Source organism: Halomonas cupida (genome assembly GCF_900142755.1).
GTDB lineage: Bacteria > Pseudomonadota > Gammaproteobacteria > Pseudomonadales > Halomonadaceae > Halomonas > Halomonas cupida.
Genome location: NZ_FRCA01000009.1, coordinates 17,956 through 37,490, shown reverse-complemented (window position 1 = coordinate 37,490; position 19,535 = coordinate 17,956). Strand labels below are relative to the sequence as shown.

9 protein-coding genes are annotated in these 19,535 nt (G+C 60.3%); 7 read left to right on the top strand and 2 right to left on the bottom strand.

What is annotated here, in order from left to right:
- Positions 1-109 precede the first annotated feature (109 nt).
- The 3 genes from BUE38_RS15500 (at position 110) to BUE38_RS15490 (ending at position 2,590) form a co-directional block, all read left to right on the top strand.
- Complete coding sequence (locus BUE38_RS15500) at positions 110-1,054, top strand: transporter substrate-binding domain-containing protein (protein WP_234987059.1); 945 nt, start codon at positions 110-112, stop codon at positions 1,052-1,054.
- Positions 1,055-1,119: 65 nt separating this feature from the next.
- Positions 1,120-1,839 (top strand): ABC transporter permease, encoded by a 720-nt coding sequence (locus BUE38_RS15495; protein ID WP_073436155.1) that lies wholly within the window; start codon positions 1,120-1,122, stop codon positions 1,837-1,839.
- Between the two features lies 1 nt (position 1,840).
- Positions 1,841-2,590: an ABC transporter permease gene (locus BUE38_RS15490; protein ID WP_073436154.1), complete on the top strand. Its 750-nt coding sequence runs from the start codon at positions 1,841-1,843 to the stop codon at positions 2,588-2,590.
- A gap of 55 nt (positions 2,591-2,645) precedes the next feature.
- Here BUE38_RS15490 and BUE38_RS15485 read toward each other — a convergent pair whose 3' ends face one another.
- On the bottom strand, positions 2,646-3,611 hold the full coding sequence (locus BUE38_RS15485; RefSeq protein ID WP_255320825.1) for a GlxA family transcriptional regulator: 966 nt from the start codon (positions 3,609-3,611) through the stop codon (positions 2,646-2,648).
- Positions 3,598-3,825, bottom strand: a complete 228-nt coding sequence (locus BUE38_RS22655; RefSeq protein WP_143166356.1) for a hypothetical protein — start codon at positions 3,823-3,825, stop codon at positions 3,598-3,600. The genes BUE38_RS15485 and BUE38_RS22655 overlap by 14 nt, the downstream gene beginning before the upstream one ends.
- Before the next feature lie 411 nt (positions 3,826-4,236).
- On the opposite strand from BUE38_RS22655, the gene BUE38_RS15480 reads away from it, so the two are divergent.
- From BUE38_RS15480 to BUE38_RS15465, 4 genes are read left to right on the top strand one after another with little or no spacing between them, the layout of a single operon-like run.
- Complete coding sequence (locus BUE38_RS15480) at positions 4,237-15,591, top strand: VCBS domain-containing protein (RefSeq protein ID WP_073436153.1); 11,355 nt, start codon at positions 4,237-4,239, stop codon at positions 15,589-15,591.
- Positions 15,588-17,273: a TolC family protein gene (locus BUE38_RS15475; protein ID WP_073436152.1), complete on the top strand. Its 1,686-nt coding sequence runs from the start codon at positions 15,588-15,590 to the stop codon at positions 17,271-17,273. The genes BUE38_RS15480 and BUE38_RS15475 overlap by 4 nt, the downstream gene beginning before the upstream one ends.
- Positions 17,263-18,165: an efflux RND transporter periplasmic adaptor subunit gene (locus BUE38_RS15470; protein WP_084541986.1), complete on the top strand. Its 903-nt coding sequence runs from the start codon at positions 17,263-17,265 to the stop codon at positions 18,163-18,165. The genes BUE38_RS15475 and BUE38_RS15470 overlap by 11 nt, the downstream gene beginning before the upstream one ends.
- Before the next feature lie 19 nt (positions 18,166-18,184).
- Complete coding sequence (locus tag BUE38_RS15465) at positions 18,185-19,534, top strand: efflux RND transporter periplasmic adaptor subunit (protein WP_073436150.1); 1,350 nt, start codon at positions 18,185-18,187, stop codon at positions 19,532-19,534.
- The last annotated feature ends 1 nt before the right edge of the window (position 19,535 follow it).

Sequence of the window (19,535 nt, the reverse complement as noted above, 5' to 3'; positions counted from 1 at the left end):
GGGCATGGACCGGGCCGCGATTCGGCCTGAACGATGCCCCCCTGGAACAAGACATATCCCGAACAAGACGTATCCCGATATTAACCCGGCATATTTTTATGTTGGGTTAATGGCGGCACAGGGATGTGTCGCCGTCGGCCATCAGGCCGACGCGAGACCGCATCACACCAGCAGATCCGCGCATCTGCGCCAGTGTGGTGCGGACGAAAATCAAATCGATCAGGATGAGCTATTTGATTGCCATGTTAATAATAACCAGGAGCCTCTGATGAAACTCCATCTTCTGACCGTGACCATCCTGACCACCACCCTGACCGGTATCGGTATGTCCTCTGCACTGGCCGAGGAGCCACTGCGTATCGGCATTTCGGCCGAACCCTATCCGCCCTTCACCTATACCTCGTCCGACGGAGCCTGGACCGGCTTCGAGGTAGAACTGGCCGAGGCTCTGTGTGACGCCATGCAGCGTGAGTGCGAGATAACCCCCACCGGCTGGAGCGGCATCATCCCGTCACTCCAGTCCGGACGTATCGACATGATCATGAATTCGATGTCGATCACCGAGGCCCGCCAGCGAGTGATCGACTTCAGTTCGCCCTATTACTTCACGCCCGGCGCCTATGTCGCTGCCTCCGACTTCAGCGACGAGATCCCCGCCGGACTCGATGGCAAGGTGATCGGCGTACAGAGCGCCACCACCAATGCCACCTTTGCTCGTCGAGCACTACGCGACAGTGGCGTCGACGTGCGCCTGTATGACCAGGCCGAACAGGTCAATCGCGACCTACTGGCCGGACGTCTGGACCTGATCCTCGCCGACGAGATTGCCATGCGTGAGTTCGTCGAACGCGACGAAGCCGCTGGTTTCGAGATCAAGGCCACCGCCCCTCACCATGACGCCTATGGCGAAGGTGTCGGTATCGGCCTGCGCAAGGAAGACGACGAGCTGATCGAGGCCCTCAACGCCGCCATCGCTGAGATCAATGCCAACGGCACCTGCTCGTCACTCTCCGAGCGGTACTTCGGTACTGATGTCTGCATCAGCGACGAATAAGGCGGGGTGGCGGCCTTGTGCCGCCATTGCGTGATTTCTCTCCCAGCGCTTCATCACGGACTGACATGAATAGTGTTTCTCAAGAGGGCCTTGCCGACTGGGCAGGCCCGATTCTCTCCGGCGCCCTGACCACGCTGGAGATCGCCCTACTGGCCTATGCCATCGGGCTGCTGCTCGGGCTGCTCGGCGCTGCCTGCCGATTGAGTCCCTGGGCTCCCCTGCGCGGCCTGGGCACGCTGTACTCCACCGCGGTCCGCGCGGTGCCCGAACTGCTGCTGATCATCCTGCTCTACTACGCAGGCTCCCAGGCACTGACCGCCCTGGCCAACAGTCTGGGCTTCAGTGGCGCGGTCACTATCAATGGCTTTCTCACCGCCGTGGGAGTTCTGGCTTTCGTCCAGGGTGCCTATATGACGGAAGTGTTTCGTGGCGCCATCCTCGCGATCCCTCGTGGTCAACTGGAGGCCGCTGACGCCTTCGGCTTCTCGCCCTGGGCGCGCTTCCATCGCATCACCCTTCCGGCGCTGCTGCCCAACGCCCTGCCAGGGATGTCCAACCTGTGGCTGATCCTGATCAAGGATACCGCCCTGATCAGTGTCATCGGCTACAGCGAGCTGTTCTTCACCATCCAGCAGGCCGCCTCCAGCACCCGCTCGCACTTCCTGTTCTACTCCGCCGCAGGAGTACTCTATTTGATCATGACATTGAGCTCGACGGCGCTGTTCCGCCGCCTCGAGCAATACGTTCGCCGCGGCCAGCCCACCGCGAACAGCGAGGAGGCCTGAGATGGATTTCAGTTGGTTGAATGATCCCTTCTACCGTGAGTACCTGGTCGAGGGCTTGATCAACACCCTCTGGCTGCTGGGCGTCTCGTCTGTGGCAGGGTTGTTGCTGGCGGTCCTCATGGCGATTGTTCGCATCAAGGGGCCCCGCCCTCTGGCATGGCTGGCCCATGGCGTATCCACGGTGATTCGCGGCACACCTCTGCTGGTCCAGTTGTTCTTCTTCTATTACGGCGTGGGTCGCCTGCTGGAGGGATTGCCACTGGCCCAGCAGGGGCTGTTCAAGGACCTGTTGCGAGACCCGTTCTTCTACGCCAGCCTCACCTTCACGCTTTCAGTGGGCGCCTACACCGGGGAGGTCCTGCGCGGCGCCCTGCTCAGCGTGCCCCTCGGCGAGCGCGAAGCTGGTCGGGCCTTTGGTCTGTCACCGCTGCAGGTGTTCATTCACCTATGGCTGCCGCGTGCCATCCAGCTTTGCCTGCCGACACTGACCGGCGAAATGATCCTGTTGCTGAAGTCGGTACCGCTGGTGTCCACCATTGCCATGATGGATCTGCTGCAGGCGGCCAATATCATCCGCGACGAGACCTTTCTCACCTACGAGCCTCTGCTGCTGATCGCCGCCCTCTACCTGTTGCTGACCGTGGTACTGACATTGGTTCTGCGCCAGGTAGAACGTCACTTTCCGGGTATGAAACCGCAGCGCAGCAGTTGGTGGCGCCGTCAGCGCCCCTCTGTTTCACGCATATCCTGAAAAGAAGGTCTCCGACAGGCAGGCTCAACTCCTGCCTGTCACCAGCCCTGGCTGATCATGAACGGCGCCGGGCGTCTCTGGGCGATTGGCCAAAACGACGCCGAAAGGCTCGGGAGAAGGTCGATGGCGAACTGAAACCACAGGCCAGCCCTATGGCCAGCACGCCATGGTCGGTTTCCTTGAGCAGGTACAACGCCCTGTCCAACCGTATGCCCAGATACCAGGCCCCCGGAGACGTCCTCAGGGTATCGGCGAACAGGCGCTGCAACTGGCGTTCGGAAATACCGCTGCGCTGGGCGACGACCTGTAGCGAAAGTGGTGTCTCGACGTGACTCTCCATCTGCGCCACCGCCTCGACAAGACGTGGATTGTGGCTGCCCAGGCGTCGTGCCAGGGTCATCCGCTGGTGATCACCGCGCGAACGTAAACGGTCATGAATCAACTGCTCGGAGACTTCCACCGCCAGGGCGGTACCGTGACGTCTGGCGATCGACTCGAGGGCCATGTCCATGGCCGCCGCCCCACCCGCGCAGAAAAACCGCTTGTCCCCCAGCAGGAAGAGCTCATCGCATGTGGCGATTCCAGGGTAACGCTCATTGAAGGCCGGTAGCGACTCCCAATGCAGGGTCACCGTCTCACCCTTGAGCAGTCCGGCCTCGGCCAACACCACTGCACCGGTATCCAACGCTCCGATACGACAGCCTCCCTGATCGAGCCGGTTGAGCCATGCCATCAACCCTCGCCCGATCCACTGCTCCGGGTCGAAGCCACTGCACACCGCCAATGCCGGCAGGTGACGAACATCCGCCATGCCATGATCGACCAGCAGCGTCATACCATTGCTGGCGGTGACCGGTTCCTCGCTCAGCCCGATCAGCGTCCAGTCGTACAGCTGGTGCCCGGCCATGCGGTTGGCGATGCGCAACGGCTCCACCGCCGAGAAGAATGCCATCATCGAGAAGCCGGGCAGCAGCAGAAAGCCGATATGTTCCGTTCCCTGGATGTGGTTACCGTTCAGCACTGAGCTCCTCCCTTGATGGAGGCCATGCGCTTACCCTACCTCGCGCATCATGACCGTTTCTCGACCAGTCACTATTAACATGGCAATCAAATAGCTCATCCTGATCGATTTGATTGTCGTCCGCACCACACTGGCGCAGATGTGTGGATCTGCTGGTGTGGTGCTGTCTCGCGTCGGCCTGATGGCCGACGGCGGCACGTCCCTGCGCCGTCATTAATCCAACATGAAAGCATGCCGGGTTAATAGAACAAACCGGTCTTGTTGCCCTTTGATAGCTGCTGAAAAGTGTATATCTCACTAATTCGGTTACTCATATTTCATTCATCTGGGCTACTCTAAATATCGGCTGCCAGATCTATTGCCTTTATCGCCGGAGGATCCTGCGACCGGCCCAAGGGAGATTATAGAGGCATGGGGATCATTCACTCTTGACGGGAAAAGAGCAAAAAAAAAACGTCCAGGGCATAACCCTCGCACCCCCAAGAGACCAAAACTCATGCACGTCGGTTGCAAACCTGGGTCCAGATATCATCTTCCGAGGCACTGACGACGACACCAGGAATGCACGCAGACACTGGCACTCTACAGGCCTGGATAGCGCAGGAACTCAGCTGACGGAGTCGTCATGAAAGGAATTCGTCCCCGCTCTCGCCTTGTTGCGCTCGAGCCTCGACTGTTGTTTGACGGTGCCGCTGCAGCCGCGGTAGATCAGAACTCCGACGACACCCACCAGGACAGCGACTCGCGGCACGTCGAGGCCAATACGACCAGTGATGCCAAGACAACAGGTAGCGCCAACGGCGCCCGCCATCATCTCGTGGTGGTCGACGCGCGCCTTGATCCGGCCCAACAACAGGCGATCATCGACGGTACTTCGTCCGATGCCGCACTGTTGGTCGTCGATGCCGCAGATAACGGTATCGATTCCATTACCTCCGCGCTGGCCGGCATGGACGATGTCCAGAGCGTGGAGATATTCAGCCATGGCACCGATGGTCAATTCCTGCTCGGCAGCTCCCATGTCTCCGCCGACACCCTTCCTCAACTCGAACAACAACTTGGTCAATGGCGCGATGCTCTGAGTGCCGATGCCGATCTGCTGCTCTACGGCTGCCGAGTCGGTGACGGAGCCAGCGGCCAGCAACTGATCGACGGCCTCGCCGATGCTACCGGTGCCGATGTCGCCGCATCCGATGACGATACCGGTGAAGCACGCCTCGGTGGCGACTGGCAACTGGAGACCACCCGAGGAGATATCGATCAGCAGACCGGTACCGATCTCGCCAGACTGGCCACCATGGACGGCCTCTTGCCTGCCGCACCGACCGTTTCGCTGGGGGCAACCAGTCAAGAGGTCCCACTGGGCGAGAGCTTCGACTTCACGGTCAGTTTCAGCAACACCTCTGCCGAGATCGGCTATGCGCCCTTTATCCATCTGTATGTGCCGACCACCGGCAAGGACGGCGCAGGAGCCGAAATCGACGACGGCATCACCATCAACTCGGCCAGCTATGTGGGCGGCGATCTGCCCATCACCACTGTTACCTTCGATGCCAATGGTCAGGCGGCACATCCTGTTGCGAAGGACGCCAACGGCAATGCGGTGATCATCAACGCCGCCGACTATGGCTACCGGGCTGGTGATACGCTGGCGGTGGTCGAGATTCCCTTCGCCAGCTTTGGCCCCGATCAACCAGCCATCGAAGTCACCTTTACTGCGACCCTGAGTGAACTGGCCGACACCTCAGCCACCGATGGTTCGCCAGAACTCGACATCACCGCCATCGGCGGCTTCGAGCTGGGCCATGATTCGCTGGACAATCCTCAGGATGACCCCAGTGTCATCGGTACCAACCCATCAGTCATTACTGTCATGCCGACAGTTGTCGATGTCGAGCAGACACTCAACATGACCGAGGACGAGACCGCCACCGGTGAGAACTATACTCATAGCCTGACCACCACCATAAAACCTGCAGGTATCGACCCCACGGTCCAGCCCATCAGCAATGTGGTGGTTACCCAGCCAGTACCTTCCAATGTGCAGGTCACCAATATTGACCCAGGCTCAGGCACCCTGACCTCGATCACCCTGGCCAGCGGTCAGGTGGTCACCAACCCAACGGCGATCCAGACCCTGATCGACCGGGACGATGTGTTCATCACCGAGTACACCGTCGAATACGCTGAGCTCACCGGTGCCGAATCGAGTACCGTGGAGTTCTACGTCCCCGAACAGGATGCCGAAGGCAATCCGATCATCGACCCGGACACCGGCGATGATGTCACCATTACCTTCGATGCCCCCACCGGATCTGGAGACTGGGACCCCATCGATGATCGTGACGAACCCGATGGCGGCGGCACCGTCGATTTCAGCGGGACGGGTGAGCCGATCAGCTTTACTGCCAAATCCATCGCACTGCACAAGACAGCGACCATCGTCACCGATACCGGTGCATCTGGCCTGACACCGGGCGATACCCTCGATTACCAGTTGCAGATGACGTTGTCGGACTATTTCGCCTTCGGTACCACCAGCCAGAATCAGGGCCAGTTCGTGATCACGGATACTCTGAGCAACGGCCAGACCGTCCAGGGCACGCCGACCATGACGGTGACCTTCGTCGATGGTGACGGCAATGTGCAACAGAATGTTACCGTCGAGCTGATATACAGCGAAACCGACAACGCCGATGGCACCACCACTCTGGAATTCGATATCGCCGCCTCCATGGAAGCCGCCTTCCCCAGCCAACCCTGGCTGTCGGGGGACAACGCCTTCGACGAGGTCCATAACGGCACACCCACCAGTGCCACCATCGACTACACCACCGTCATCGACGAGGAATATGCCACTGGCGTGGATCATCCTGCCATCAACGAAGGCGACAGCGTCAGCAACAGCGCAGTGGTCACTGCCGATATCCTGATCGACGAGAACAACACCACGGGGTTCGATGAAAGCGACAACTCCAACACCGAAACCACAGTGCCCACCGGTCAGGTGGATATCACCATCCCCAGTGGTGACACGGAATTGTCCCCAGGCGAAGAGGTCACCTTCACGGTCAGCTATGACCTGATTACCGGCGATCACGAGAACTTCACCCTGACGGTGTACCTACCACTGCCGCTGCTGGACACCTCGGGCATCGATTGGGCCGAAGGCACCGGCTCCAATACCTGGGCACTCAATGCCGCCAATACCCACGCGGGCGCAATCACCAGTGTCACCAGCGGGCCTGGTAACTCACTGGTCTTTACCTTCGCCGACGTCGACAACGCCGCCTCCCCCAGCACCATTGCCGTTGACTTCACCATGACCGTGGGCGACCAGCCCTTTGCGGATCAGCGCTCACTGGATGTATTGGCTCTATCCAGCCAGACCACCACTCTCGACAAGAATGAGCTGATCAGCGAAGACGTAGCCCGGGTACAGTCAGTAGCCGAGCCAGTGGTGGGTATCACCCATGGCGTGGTCAGTTCCAGCAACGGCACCGTATCCGGCACCGATGGCAACTGGGCTGCACCCGGCACAACGGGTGCGCCACACACGGGGGCCGTTACCGACCCCGGTGTCGGTGATGGTAATGTCAGTGATATCGACGCCGGAGACACCCTGCGGCTGGCGACCATTCTCAAGAACACCGGCGGCGGCGGTGCCTACGATGTGGCCACCACCATCGAAGTTCCCCCTGACCTGGCCTTCGTTGGCGGTAGCCTTGATGCCGCCAACCTGATCCTGACCCGCGGTGATGGGACCGAACTGATCGAAGGCACCGACTACGAGGTCAATGGCAATACCATCACCCTGCTCGATGCCGACAACCAGGCCACGCTGCTGGCCGGCCGTGATGGTACCGACAATGACAACAGTGGCCTGAACGTTATCGTCATCACCTACGACGTTCAGGTGGTAGCAGCGGTGGCTGCCAGCCGCACGATGGGCAGCACCGCCACACTGAACAATTACGCCAGTGTCGAAGGTGGCCAGGACTTCACGCCCAATGACCTCAGCGACGATGCCACTCAGCAGGTTGCCGCTCCCGAAGTCGTCATCGACTACAAGGACGGCAGTCTGAGCAACGATGACTCCAGTGAAGCCCACACCAGCGGCAACAATCTGGTCGTCGGCGAAAGCATGGACTACGACATTGTCGTCACCCTGCCCGAGGGCACTACCCAGGAACTCGATGTCAGTGATCTGATCCCGCCGGGCATGGTGCTGGACACCAGCTTCAACGGTAGTCTGGGCTATGAATTGATCCAGACAACCGCAGGCAGCGGCGCACTGAGCGCGGATTTCGCCGGTACTGTCGCAGCCGGCAGTATCAGTCCCGATGGTAGTCTGACCTTCACTGCCAGCAGTACCGAGGCCGACAACGACGCCGGCAACAACAGCTTTGTGATCCGTCTGCGCCTGATTGCCGATAATGTCCAGAGCAACCAGCAAGGCACATCACATACCAATGATGCCGAGCTGGGTTACAGCGACCCGGATGGCGACGAGGTCAACGGCGCGACCCCGGTGGACCGCAACATTGCCAGTACCGGTGACGGCATGGTCACGACCATCGTCGAGCCCACCGTGACCATCGACCAACAGTTGACAGTACCCGGCGATCCTGGCCCGGGTGTCGATCGCGATGATGAAATCGAATTCACCATTAGTCTGAATAATGCTTCCGGCACCGATGCCTTCGACCTGATCCTCAACACCCAGCTACCGGAACACGTCAACGATCTGAGTATTGCAGGTGTTGTTGACAGTGCGGGCAATCTCACCGCCGCTGATTTCGTGATTGAGAATGGTGTATTACGTATTGCCGATGGCTCGGATGTTGACCTGACCAATGGCCAGAGCATCACCATCACTATATCCGGCACAGTGGGCCTGATGGCAGCGGACTTCACCAACCTGACCAGCGAAGCTCAGGTGCAGTGGACCAGTCTTGATGATGAGGTCACGTCCAGTGTTGGCGAGGAGCGCACTGGGGTGAATGGTAATCTGAACAGTGGCGTTCTCAACGACTACCAGCAACAGGATACCCTGCTGATTCCAGTGGCCCAGGAGCTGCGCGTCTCCCGGGTGGGCGGACTGGATGATACCAGCGCGGCAGACCCGACCAGCGGCCCCAGTGAAGATGTCGCCGTCGGTGAGATCATTCGTTATCGCGTCGTTGCCTTGATTCCTGAAGGCCTGTCGCAAGGCTACAACCTTACCATTCAGGTCGATGAAGGGCTGACCATCCTGCCGGAAACCGCCAATCAGATTCTGATGGGCCTGATCTCCAATGGCAGCGGCCTGTTTCCGATACTGGATACCGGGGCTAATGAGATCGATGGTAATGGCGAGTCGCCGGAAGCAGTAGATATTCCCGAGGATCTTTCCAACGGCCCCAGCGGTATTCTCAATCCAGATCTCTACACTATCTCTGCTGACGGACGCACCCTGACCATCAATCTGGAGACCATCGCCAACGATGACGACAGCGGCAAGCCCCCCGAACAGGATGATGCGGAGGGCATCAGTCTGGAGTTCAACGTTCGGGTCGATAACGTCGCAGGCAATATCGCCGGTACCGAGCTCGGCATGACCGTCACCCAGACCCGCAACGATAATGAATTCGTCAGCGAGAGAATCGTCGAGCGTATTGCCGAACCCAGTTTTACTGGCCTCGACAAGAACGTGGTCGACTTCGATCCAGGGACCGGCGATACCACAGGCAATGCCACAGTGGATGTCAGCTTTACCCAGGACGGAAGCATGCCGGCCTATGACGTATCGCTCACGGACGCGTTCCCGGATGGCACCAATTACACCGTCAATACCATCACTATTGATGGTGACAGCTATGAGATCGGTGTCGATACGCTTCCGGACGGTGTAGCCATCAATACCACCGACGGCATCAGCGTCACCTTCGACCAACTCGATCCGGGCACTGATGTCACGGTCAACTATAGCGTCGATGTGCCCAATGATGTCCTCGTCACAGACGCCGATGCCTTGGCGACCCTGACCTGGTCAAGCCTGCCCGAGGACTTCACCGAGTTCGGCGGCAGCACGGTCGGTGCGGATGGCACCAGTGAAGGCGAGCGCAATGGCAGCGGTGGCGTCAACGACTATATCCTCACCGAGGGTGCCGGCCTGGGCATTATCTCCGGCACCCTGTGGGACGATACCGACAACGCCAACGGCACTCAGGATGGTGACGAAGCCGGTTTCGACGGTCAGGACGTCACCCTGACCTGGGCGGGGGCTGATGGCCAGTTGGATACGGCTGACGACGAGAACTTCGTCATCACGACTGACGCCGACGGCCAGTATCAGTTCGGCGTCCTGCCCACCGGACTGTATCGCATCACTGCAGCCAATGAATTCAGCGATACCGATGCCGGTGATGTGCGTGCTCGCTTCGATACCGATGGCGGCACCTACGGCGATGGCAGTCTTTCCAGTATCACCATCAACCTCGGTGAAGGCGGCGACAGCCCAGCCAATATCGGCTATGTGCAGCTCAATGAGGCACCGGTCAATCATCTGCCGGGCACTGCGCCGGAGGGTGACGAAGACACCACTATTCCCATCAACGGCCTGTCGATCAGCGACCCCGATGCCCGTGACCCCGCCAGTCAGGCGGGAGCCAACAACCACCAAGTTGTGCTGGAAGTCACTCAAGGGACTCTCGATATCACCGATGTCGGTGATGCGACAGTCACGGGTAGTGGTACCGCCACGCTGACCATTACCGGCAGCGTGGCGCAGATCAATGCTGCCCTCGCCAACCTGACCTACCAGGGCGATCTCAACTTCAACGGCGAAGACACCCTGACCATTACCACCAACGATCAAGGCAACTTCGGCGACAACCCAGACGAAGCGCTTGGCGATGGCATTCCCGGCCAGAACCCCGATGACGCGCTAACCGATGTTGATACGCTGACCATCACCGTCAATGCAGTGAATGACGACCCCGTCGCCAATGATGACACCGCCATTGCCTTGGAAGCCGGCGGCACTGACAACAATCAGGTAGGTATCGACCCCAATGGCTTCCTGCTCAACAACGATACCGACGTCGATATCGCCACCAACGACGACGTACTGACCGTTACCCAGGCGGGGATTGATGCTGACAACCTGCAGGTCGTGGATGCCAATCCGAGCCAGACGACGGAAGTGATTGGCCAATACGGCACCATGATCATCGGTAGTGATGGTTTCGCCCAGTACATCGTCAACAACGATAATCCCGAGGTCGAAGCGCTGCGTCAGTCGGGCGATACCCTGACCGAGACTTTCACCTATGAAATCGCCGATCTCGCCGGCGTTACTTCCCAAGCCACCATCACCGTGACCATTCAGGGGGCCAACGATACCCCGGTTGCCGCGGACGATACCGGCACCGCCATTGAAGCCGGTGGCATCAACAACAGCACCGGCGGCCAGAATGCCAATGGCAATGTGCTGACCAACGACACCGATGTCGATGAGTATGATGAAACCCAGGCCGTCAGCGGCATTCGTGTCGGCGACAAGGAGCTCGATGCGACCTTCACTGACGTCAGCGCGGATACCACCAGTGTCAACGGAACCAGCATCCCCGGCGACTACGGCACCCTGACCATCGGCGCCGATGGCAGCTACGAATATGTGATCGACAACAACAATACCGATGTTCAGCGGCTGGCCGACGGCGACACCTTGACCGAAACCTTCAGCTATCAAGTCGTCGATGCCGGAGGCCTGATCGACGTGGCCAACCTGACCATTACCATTGACGGTAACCAGGACAACCCGGTCGCCACCGACAACAGTACTGCTGCCCAGGCGCCCTCCACCGATGGCAGCACTCCCGCAGAGAATGGCACCGGCAACCTGATCACCGATGACGATGGTGATGGTGTCGATGAAGATGTCGATACTGTCGACCGCCCCAACACCAACCTCTCGGTCAACGGCATTCGCACTGGCACGGAAGCTGATGGCGGCACCCTCACCAATGTGGTGGGAAGCACAGACGTCATTGGCAACTATGGCACGCTCACCATCAATCCCGATGGCAGTTATGAGTATATGGTGGATGGCAGCAACGTCGATGTTCAGGCGCTCGCTGCAGGCCAGACCATTACCGAAACCTTTACCTATCAGCTATCAGATACCGCAGACAATACCGACCTCGCCCAGTTGGTGGTGACCATTACCGGTGCCAACGATCCTCCCTCACCTGCCGACGATACCGCCACTGCCATCGAAGCCGGTGGCGTCGGCAACGGCACGCCAGGCGTCGACCCCAGCGGTAACGTGCTCGACAATGACACCGATATCGATGGCCAGACCCTGGAGGTCAGCGAGTTCGCGCAAGGCGGCACGACGGCCAACGCCGGGAGCTCAATCACCGGCAGCTACGGCACTCTGACCATCAATGCCGATGGCAGCTACAGCTATGTGCTGGACAACGACAACCCGGATGTTCAAGCACTGCGGACCTCAGCAGATCAGCTCAACGAGACGTTCACCTACACCGCTCTTGATCCGCTGGGGGCCGAGACCAACGCTACGTTGACCATCACCATTGAGGGCAGCAACGATACTCCGGTCGCCACCGACGATGCCGCCACTGCCACTGAAGCGGGTGGCACCAACAATGGCGATCCTGGCGCGGATGGTACCGGCAATGTGCTTGGCAACGACACCGATGTCGATGGCGGGGATACCAAGGCCGTCAATGGCATTCGCACCGGCAGCGAAGCCGATGGCGGTGACTTTACCAGCGTGTCAGGGAGTACCGATATTGCCGGTGAATACGGCACTCTGACCATCAACGCCGATGGCAGCTTCACCTACGCCATCGACAACAGCCTTGATGCGGTACAGCAACTGGTCGAAGGGGAATCGCTGACCGAGACCTTCAGCTACCGCATGCTGGATACGGTCGGCGCGACAGACATCGCACAGCTGACCCTGACCATCGAAGGTGCCTGGGATGCGCCGGTGGCCAGCAACGACCTGGCGTACGCTGTCGCCGAAAACCCCAACGGCACCGGCCATAATCCCGATGGCAATGTACTGCCCAACGATACCGATGTTGATGGCAATGACAGTCTGTCGGTAGGCGCCGCTCGCGCTGGTCAAGAATCCAGTGGCGACCCGCTACAAGCGATCCTGCCGGGAGGCATCAGCCTGATCGGCCAATACGGCACTCTGACCATCAACCCCGATGGCAGTTATCTGTACGAAGTCGACAATAACAACCCCGATGTTATCGCTCTGGATGCTACCGATTTTCTCAACGACTACTTCACCTATGAAGCCATTGACCAGGGTGGTCTGGCCGACACCGCCCAATTGCGGGTCATCATCCGTGGCGGAAATGATACGCCGGTTGCCGGTGACGATGCTGGTTCGGCCATTGAAGCCGGCGGCCTGGACAATGCCAGTCCCGGCGAAGATGCCACTGGCAATGTACTGGACAACGATGTAGATCCTGATCGCGACGTTGGCCCGACACCCGATGATAGCCCCAACCTTGAAGTCATCGGCATTCGTACCGGAAACGCCGGTGGCGCCGGTACCGAAGGCGTGGTTGGTGAATATCTTGACGGCGAATATGGACGTCTGATTCTCAATGGTGACGGCAGTTACACCTACGAAGTCAACGATAACAATCCCGACGTTCAGGCCTTGCGCCAGAGCGGTCAGACGTTGACCGATGTCTTTACCTACACCATTGATGATCGCTGGGGCGCTGAAGACAGCGCGGAACTGACCATTACTATTGATGGTCGCAACGACACCCCGGTGGCCAATGACGATGGCAACACTGCTGTCGAGGCAGGCGGCATCGATAACAGTACTCCGGGGACTGCCCCAACCGGCAATGTGCTCAACAATGATACCGACGTCGATGGCTCCGAATATGGCGAAACAAAAGCCGTCATCAGTGTCAGCCAGGGCAGCAACAGCGCCCTCGCCGGCCAGACGCTACAGGGCCGTTACGGCACTCTGATCGTCAATGCCGATGGCAGCTACACCTATGAGGTCGACAACGACAACCCCACCGTGCAGGCCCTGCGCGCCGCCGACCAGACGCTGACCGAGCGCTTCGACTATGTGATGCGCGATGCTGCGGGAGATACTTCCCAGGCGAGACTGACCATCGTCATTCAAGGCGCCAACGATACACCAGTGGCCAACGATGATACCGCCACTGCAGTCGAGGCCGGAGGCGCCGACAATGGCACGCCGGGTGTCGATCCCAGTGGCAATGTCCTCGACAACGACTCGGATGTCGACGGCACCAATCGCGGCGAAACCACTACCGTGGTCAGCGTCGGCCAGGGTACCGACAGCGTGCAGGCGGGTCAGTCGCTGACCGGGCAATACGGCTCCCTGATCGTCAATGCCGATGGCAGCTATACCTATGAAGTCGACAACGACAATCCCGAGGTACAGGCACTGCGGAATTCGGGACAGACCCTGAACGAGAACTTTACCTATGTCATCAGCGACACCGCCGGTGATACATCCCAGGCAGTGCTGACCATCGTCATCCAGGGCGCCAACGACACGCCGGTGGCCAATGACGATGACTCCATTGCCGTCGAGGCCGGCGGTATCGATAACGGCACCCCTGGCGTCGATCCCGACGGGAACGTGCTCGACAACGATACCGACATCGATGGCACAGAGTATGGCGAAACCAAAGCCGTCATCAGTGTCAGCCAGGGCAACAACAGCGCCCTCGCCGGCCAGACGCTACAGGGCCGTTACGGCACTCTGATCGTCAATGCCGATGGCAGCTATACCTATGAGGTCGACAACGACAATCCCACCGTGCAGGCGCTGCGCACCGCAGGCAAAACGCTGACCGAGCGCTTCGACTATGTGATGCGTGATACCACGGGCGATACCTCGACTGCCCGCCTGACCATCATTGTCGAGGGCGCCAACGACAACCCCGTGGCTCGCGACGACAGCAACGTTGCCAGCGACCAGACGCCCGAGCCTCAGGCCACCGGCAATGTGCTGCCCAATGACAGTGATGTCGATGGTGGTGACAGCCGCGAGGTGGTTGATGTACGCCCCGTCGATGATGATGGCACGGTCTCCGCCGGGCAGCCGTTGTACGGGCGCTATGGCACCCTGGTGCTGAATGCCGATGGCAGTTATGAATACGTCATCGACATGACCAATAGCGAAGTACTGCAGGCTGCCGGACGCGGACCGATACTCCAGGACGTGTTCGTCTATCGCATTGGCGACCTGGCCGGCGCACCGGCATCCGCCAACCTGACCATCACCCTCGATATCGCCGCGCCCTATATTCCGGTGGGCGGTGATGCCGATCCTTATCACCAGGGTCAGGGCACGCTGGGGTCGCGCCCGGGTGCCGACCTGGGTTTCGAGCCGATCGTCTATATCACTCCAGAGGTCGAGCTGAATAATATCGAGGCCACCAACTACCTGCGCATCAGCGACAGTGGCAATCCCTGGCTGGTACGCCCTTTCGAACAGCAGACCTTCGTCGGTATGGACCTCGGTCAAGTCGAAGGCCAGTTCGTGGGCCGGGCGGTGGCCGTCAGTCGGGCCTTCCACGAACAGGATCAGATGATACTGCTGGGTCGCCATGGGCGAACCAATCTATCCGCCGATGGATTGCTGCCGGACCCCTCCATTCATGCGGCTACCCACAGCACCATGCTGGAAGGCTTCAGACCCGCCGAGAACGCTGGCACTGATGACAATGCCGGTGCCGAAGCTGATGCCAGGCCAGCCTCCAACACGGATGATCGTCAAACCACACCACAGGACGGTGCGGCACGCACCGAACAACAACAGACCCACACTGCACAAGGCACCGACGACAAGGTGCCGGAGGTCGCAGCGCAGCCGATTGCGCCAGGTTTCCGCCAGCAGTTGCAGGTCTCGAATTCGCGTCTCGCGCCTTTGACATTGGAGTCTGACTCATGACAGCTGTTCGCCCCTCCCCGCGTCTGGCTCGCTTTCCAGTGACTGCACTTGGAGCCGCCATAGCCGCCAGCCTGACGCTCAGCGCCTGCTCCAGCCTTGAGGTTGATCCTTATACAGAGGAAGAAGTTCGCCAGAGAGCGATCAGCGATCAGGCGAAGATGTACTCGGCTCAGGAGCCGATCACCCAGCCGATCACCTTTTATGAAGCTGCAGCGCGTGCCCTCAAGTACAACCTCGACTACCGGTTGAAACTGATGGAAAGTGCGCTGTCCTCGGATCTGCGCGACGTCTCTCGTCACGAATTGCTGCCCCAATTGGTCGCCAGTGCAGGGTACAGTGACCGCAGCAACGATTCCGGTGGCACCTCCATCGGCATCGAGGATCGTCAGGAAAGCCTGCGCCCCTCCACTTCCGAGGAGCGCTATCACACCACCGCTGGCCTTGACCTGAGCTGGAGCCTGCTCGACTTCGGCCTGGCCTACTATGAGAACCAGCAGAAATCCGATCAGATCCTGATGGCCGAGGAACGCCGCCGCAAGGTCGCCCAGAATGTGCTGCGGGATGTGCGTAATGCCTACTGGCGTGCTCTGGCCGCCCAGCGGTTGATTCCTCAGCTCAATGTGCTGCTGGCACGTACCGAAGTGGCGCTGAACGCCTCCCGCGAAGCCCAGCGCCAGGGGTTGCTGCCCCGCCAGGAAGTGCTGTCCTATCAACGTGCTCTGCTGGACTCCACGTCACTGCTGACCGCACGTCGCCAGGATCTCGAACTGGCCCAATCCGAACTCGCTGCCTTGATGTCGCTGCCGCCAGGCACTCGACTCGAACTGGCCGATATGCCGGAACCCGAGCTACCACCGGAAATCAGCGATGTCGCACGCCTTGAGCAGATAGCACTGGAGCAACGCCCCGAAATCATGGAAGAGTGGTATCGCCAGCGCGTCAACCAGCTCGACCTGGAAGCGGCCAAACTGCGCCTGTGGCCCAACATCACCGTCAGCGCAGGCCTCGCATACGACTCCAACGACTATCTGTACAACAATGACTGGGCCCAGAGTGGCGTGAACGTCTCCCTCAACCTGCTGCGCCTGCTGCAATACCCGGATCTCAATCAGGCCCAGGAAACCCAGTCGGACGTCGATGAACTGCGCCGCACAGCCCTTTCCATGGCGGTGCTCACCCAAGTGCGTGTTGGTGCACTGCGCTACCACCTGGCCCTCGAGGAACTCAAGTACGCCGACGAAAGCCTGGAAGTCGATGAGGATCTGCTCGACTATTCGAAGGCAGCCGCCTCCACCTCGATCGGTTCCGAGCTGGAAGTCATCCGAGCCCAGAGCCGCTACCTGCTGTCCCAGTATTCCCGCGAAGCTGCCTACTCCCGCGCTCAGGCCGCCTGGGGGCGGCTGTTCAACTCGGTGGGCGTGGACGTCCTGCCTGATACCGTTGCCGATCACAGCGTCCAGACCCTGGCCGCCGAACTGGAAAACGCCATGAATATCCATGAGACCCAGGGCATCATAGCCGCGCATCCCAGCGGGGCCACGGATCACACCTATGGCGCGCCATTGCAACGAGCCACCCCTCAAACTCCGTCGCCCAGAACGACGTCCGACTCAGCAACGCCTGCCACTGCCACGCCCATGAGCCAACCCGGTGCCATACAGGGAGGTGGCAATGCCCAATAATCCGCGAATTCATGGATCAGGAAGACGTGGAAACAAACAGCTCGAGGCGGAATGGAAAGGATATCTGGCACGGCTGACGATGATCGTCGCCGCTGCCGCGCTACCCCTCAGCGCCATGGCCCAGCAACAGCCGCCAACGGGCAGCCCGACCGCCCCACCCGCCCAGACCCTGCAACCTGAGCAGGTGCAGCAGCTACGCAACTCCCCCGAGTCATTGCGGCTCAGGGTGCTGCTGGCACCACAACAGGATTCGACACTCTCCAGCCGTATGGATGGCACCCTGGAGGAGTTGCCGATAGGCCTGGGGGATACGGTCAGCGAGGGCGACGTACTGGCACGTTTTGACTGCAGGATCCAGCAGGCCAGGGTCAATGCGGCGAGCACCGAAGTCTCGGTGGCGCGCCTCAACCTCGACGCCAAGCGTAGCCTGCGACGACTCGATGCGGTTGGCGACCATGAGGTGATCGTGGCCCAGGCCGAGGTCGAGAAGGCTCAGAGCGCCGTCAACCTGTCGGTGGCCGAACGCGACCAGTGCACCCTGAAGGCCCCCTTCGATGGCCGCATTGCACGTATCCACGTCAAGCCTTATCAGACAGTCGCCGCCGGTACGCCAATGGTCGATCTGGTCGGCGAGGGCCCGCTCAAGGTGCGCCTCAATGCCCCTTCCGTATTGCTGCCGCGACTCGAGGTCGGCCAGGCATTGGAAGTCACCGTCAACGAGACTGAACAGCGCTATGCGGCGACGCTCAGTGCGATCAGTGCACGCATAGATGCCGTTGCCCAGACAGTGGCACTGGAGGCAACTCTGGACAACACTCACGAGGAGCTGAGGCCGGGTATGACCGGCAACGCCAGAATGCTGTTCGAGGACAGCGCAGCGGTCACCGAGTAGAACAGCTGTCGAGAAGAACATGAGTGCACATGAACAACCCAGTCCAGTGTCTCTCGCGCCACTGTTGACGGCGCTGCGTGATCGCGCCATGGCCGCCGAGTCATCGGCGGCGCTGGCGTTCTCCATCGCCAACGATCCCTACCCGCTGCTACGTTTCCGCCAGGCACTGGTATTGAGCACCACTGCTCGCGACATTCGGGTCGCCTGTGTTTCCGGGCTGGCCACCCCCCGCGAACAGACCCCCTACCTCCAGTGGCTGAAGCGTGCCGGGCGTTGGCTGGACGCGCAGCAGAAAGACGCAACACCACAGGTGCTGTCTCGAGACCACCTTGAACTGCCTGATGATATCGCTGAAGGCTGGTCACAGTGGTGGCCAGCGGTGGTCTGGTGCGTGCCATTGCATGGCCGCGATGGCCAACGCCTGGGGCTCGCAGTGTTCCTGCTCGACCAGTCCCCACCCCAGACGCTGCGCGAACAGATGCCTGCGCTAGCCAACTGCTGGGCATTCTGCTGGCAGGCGCTAGAGCCGAAACGCAGGAAATGGCGAGTCCCCGGCAAGCGCATTGCCTGGTTGCTGCTGGTCGCGGCGGTGGCGGTGATGTTCATCCCGGTGCGCCAGTCGGCTCTGGCACCGGCACAGATCATTTCTCACGATAGTATGCTGATCACCAGCCCGCTGGACGGCGTGGTGGCCGATATGCTGGTTGCCCCCAATCAGTCGGTCAGCCGAGACACACCGCTGTTCCGGCTCGATACCACCAGTCTCGAGAGCCGCGCTGAGGTCCTTCGCCAACAGCTCGCCGTGGCCGAAGCCGAGCTCAATGCCGCTGGCAGCCTGGCCTTCGATGATGCCTCCAGCATGGCCGAGATCGCTCGTCTTCGGGCCCAACGCGACCAGCGCCAGGCTGAGCTCGAAGGGGTCGAGGCCGAGCTGGCCCGTACTACGGTGCATGCCCCGACCTCAGGCGTCGCCATCTATCGCGATGAGGACGACTGGCAGGGCCGTCCGGTCTCCACCGGCGAACGTATCCTGCAACTGGCCGACCCCGGCCAGCCGGAGATCGAAGTGCAACTGGCGGTGGCCGATGCCATCGCCCTCGAACCGGGCAGCGAAGTCACACTGTTTCTCACTGCCTACCCCCTTGAGCCGATCAAGGGAGAGATCATCGAGACCAACTACCAGGCCAGACCCGACGACAACGGTGTTGCCGCCTATCGCCTGGTGGCCAGTATCGACGCCGATGACGACACCGAACACGCTCGTCTCGGGCTGTACGGCACTGCCAGGCTGTACGGAGAAGAGGTCAGTCTCGGCTATTACCTGATGCGGCGACCGATCTCAGCGCTGCGGGCCTGGACAGGATGGTGAC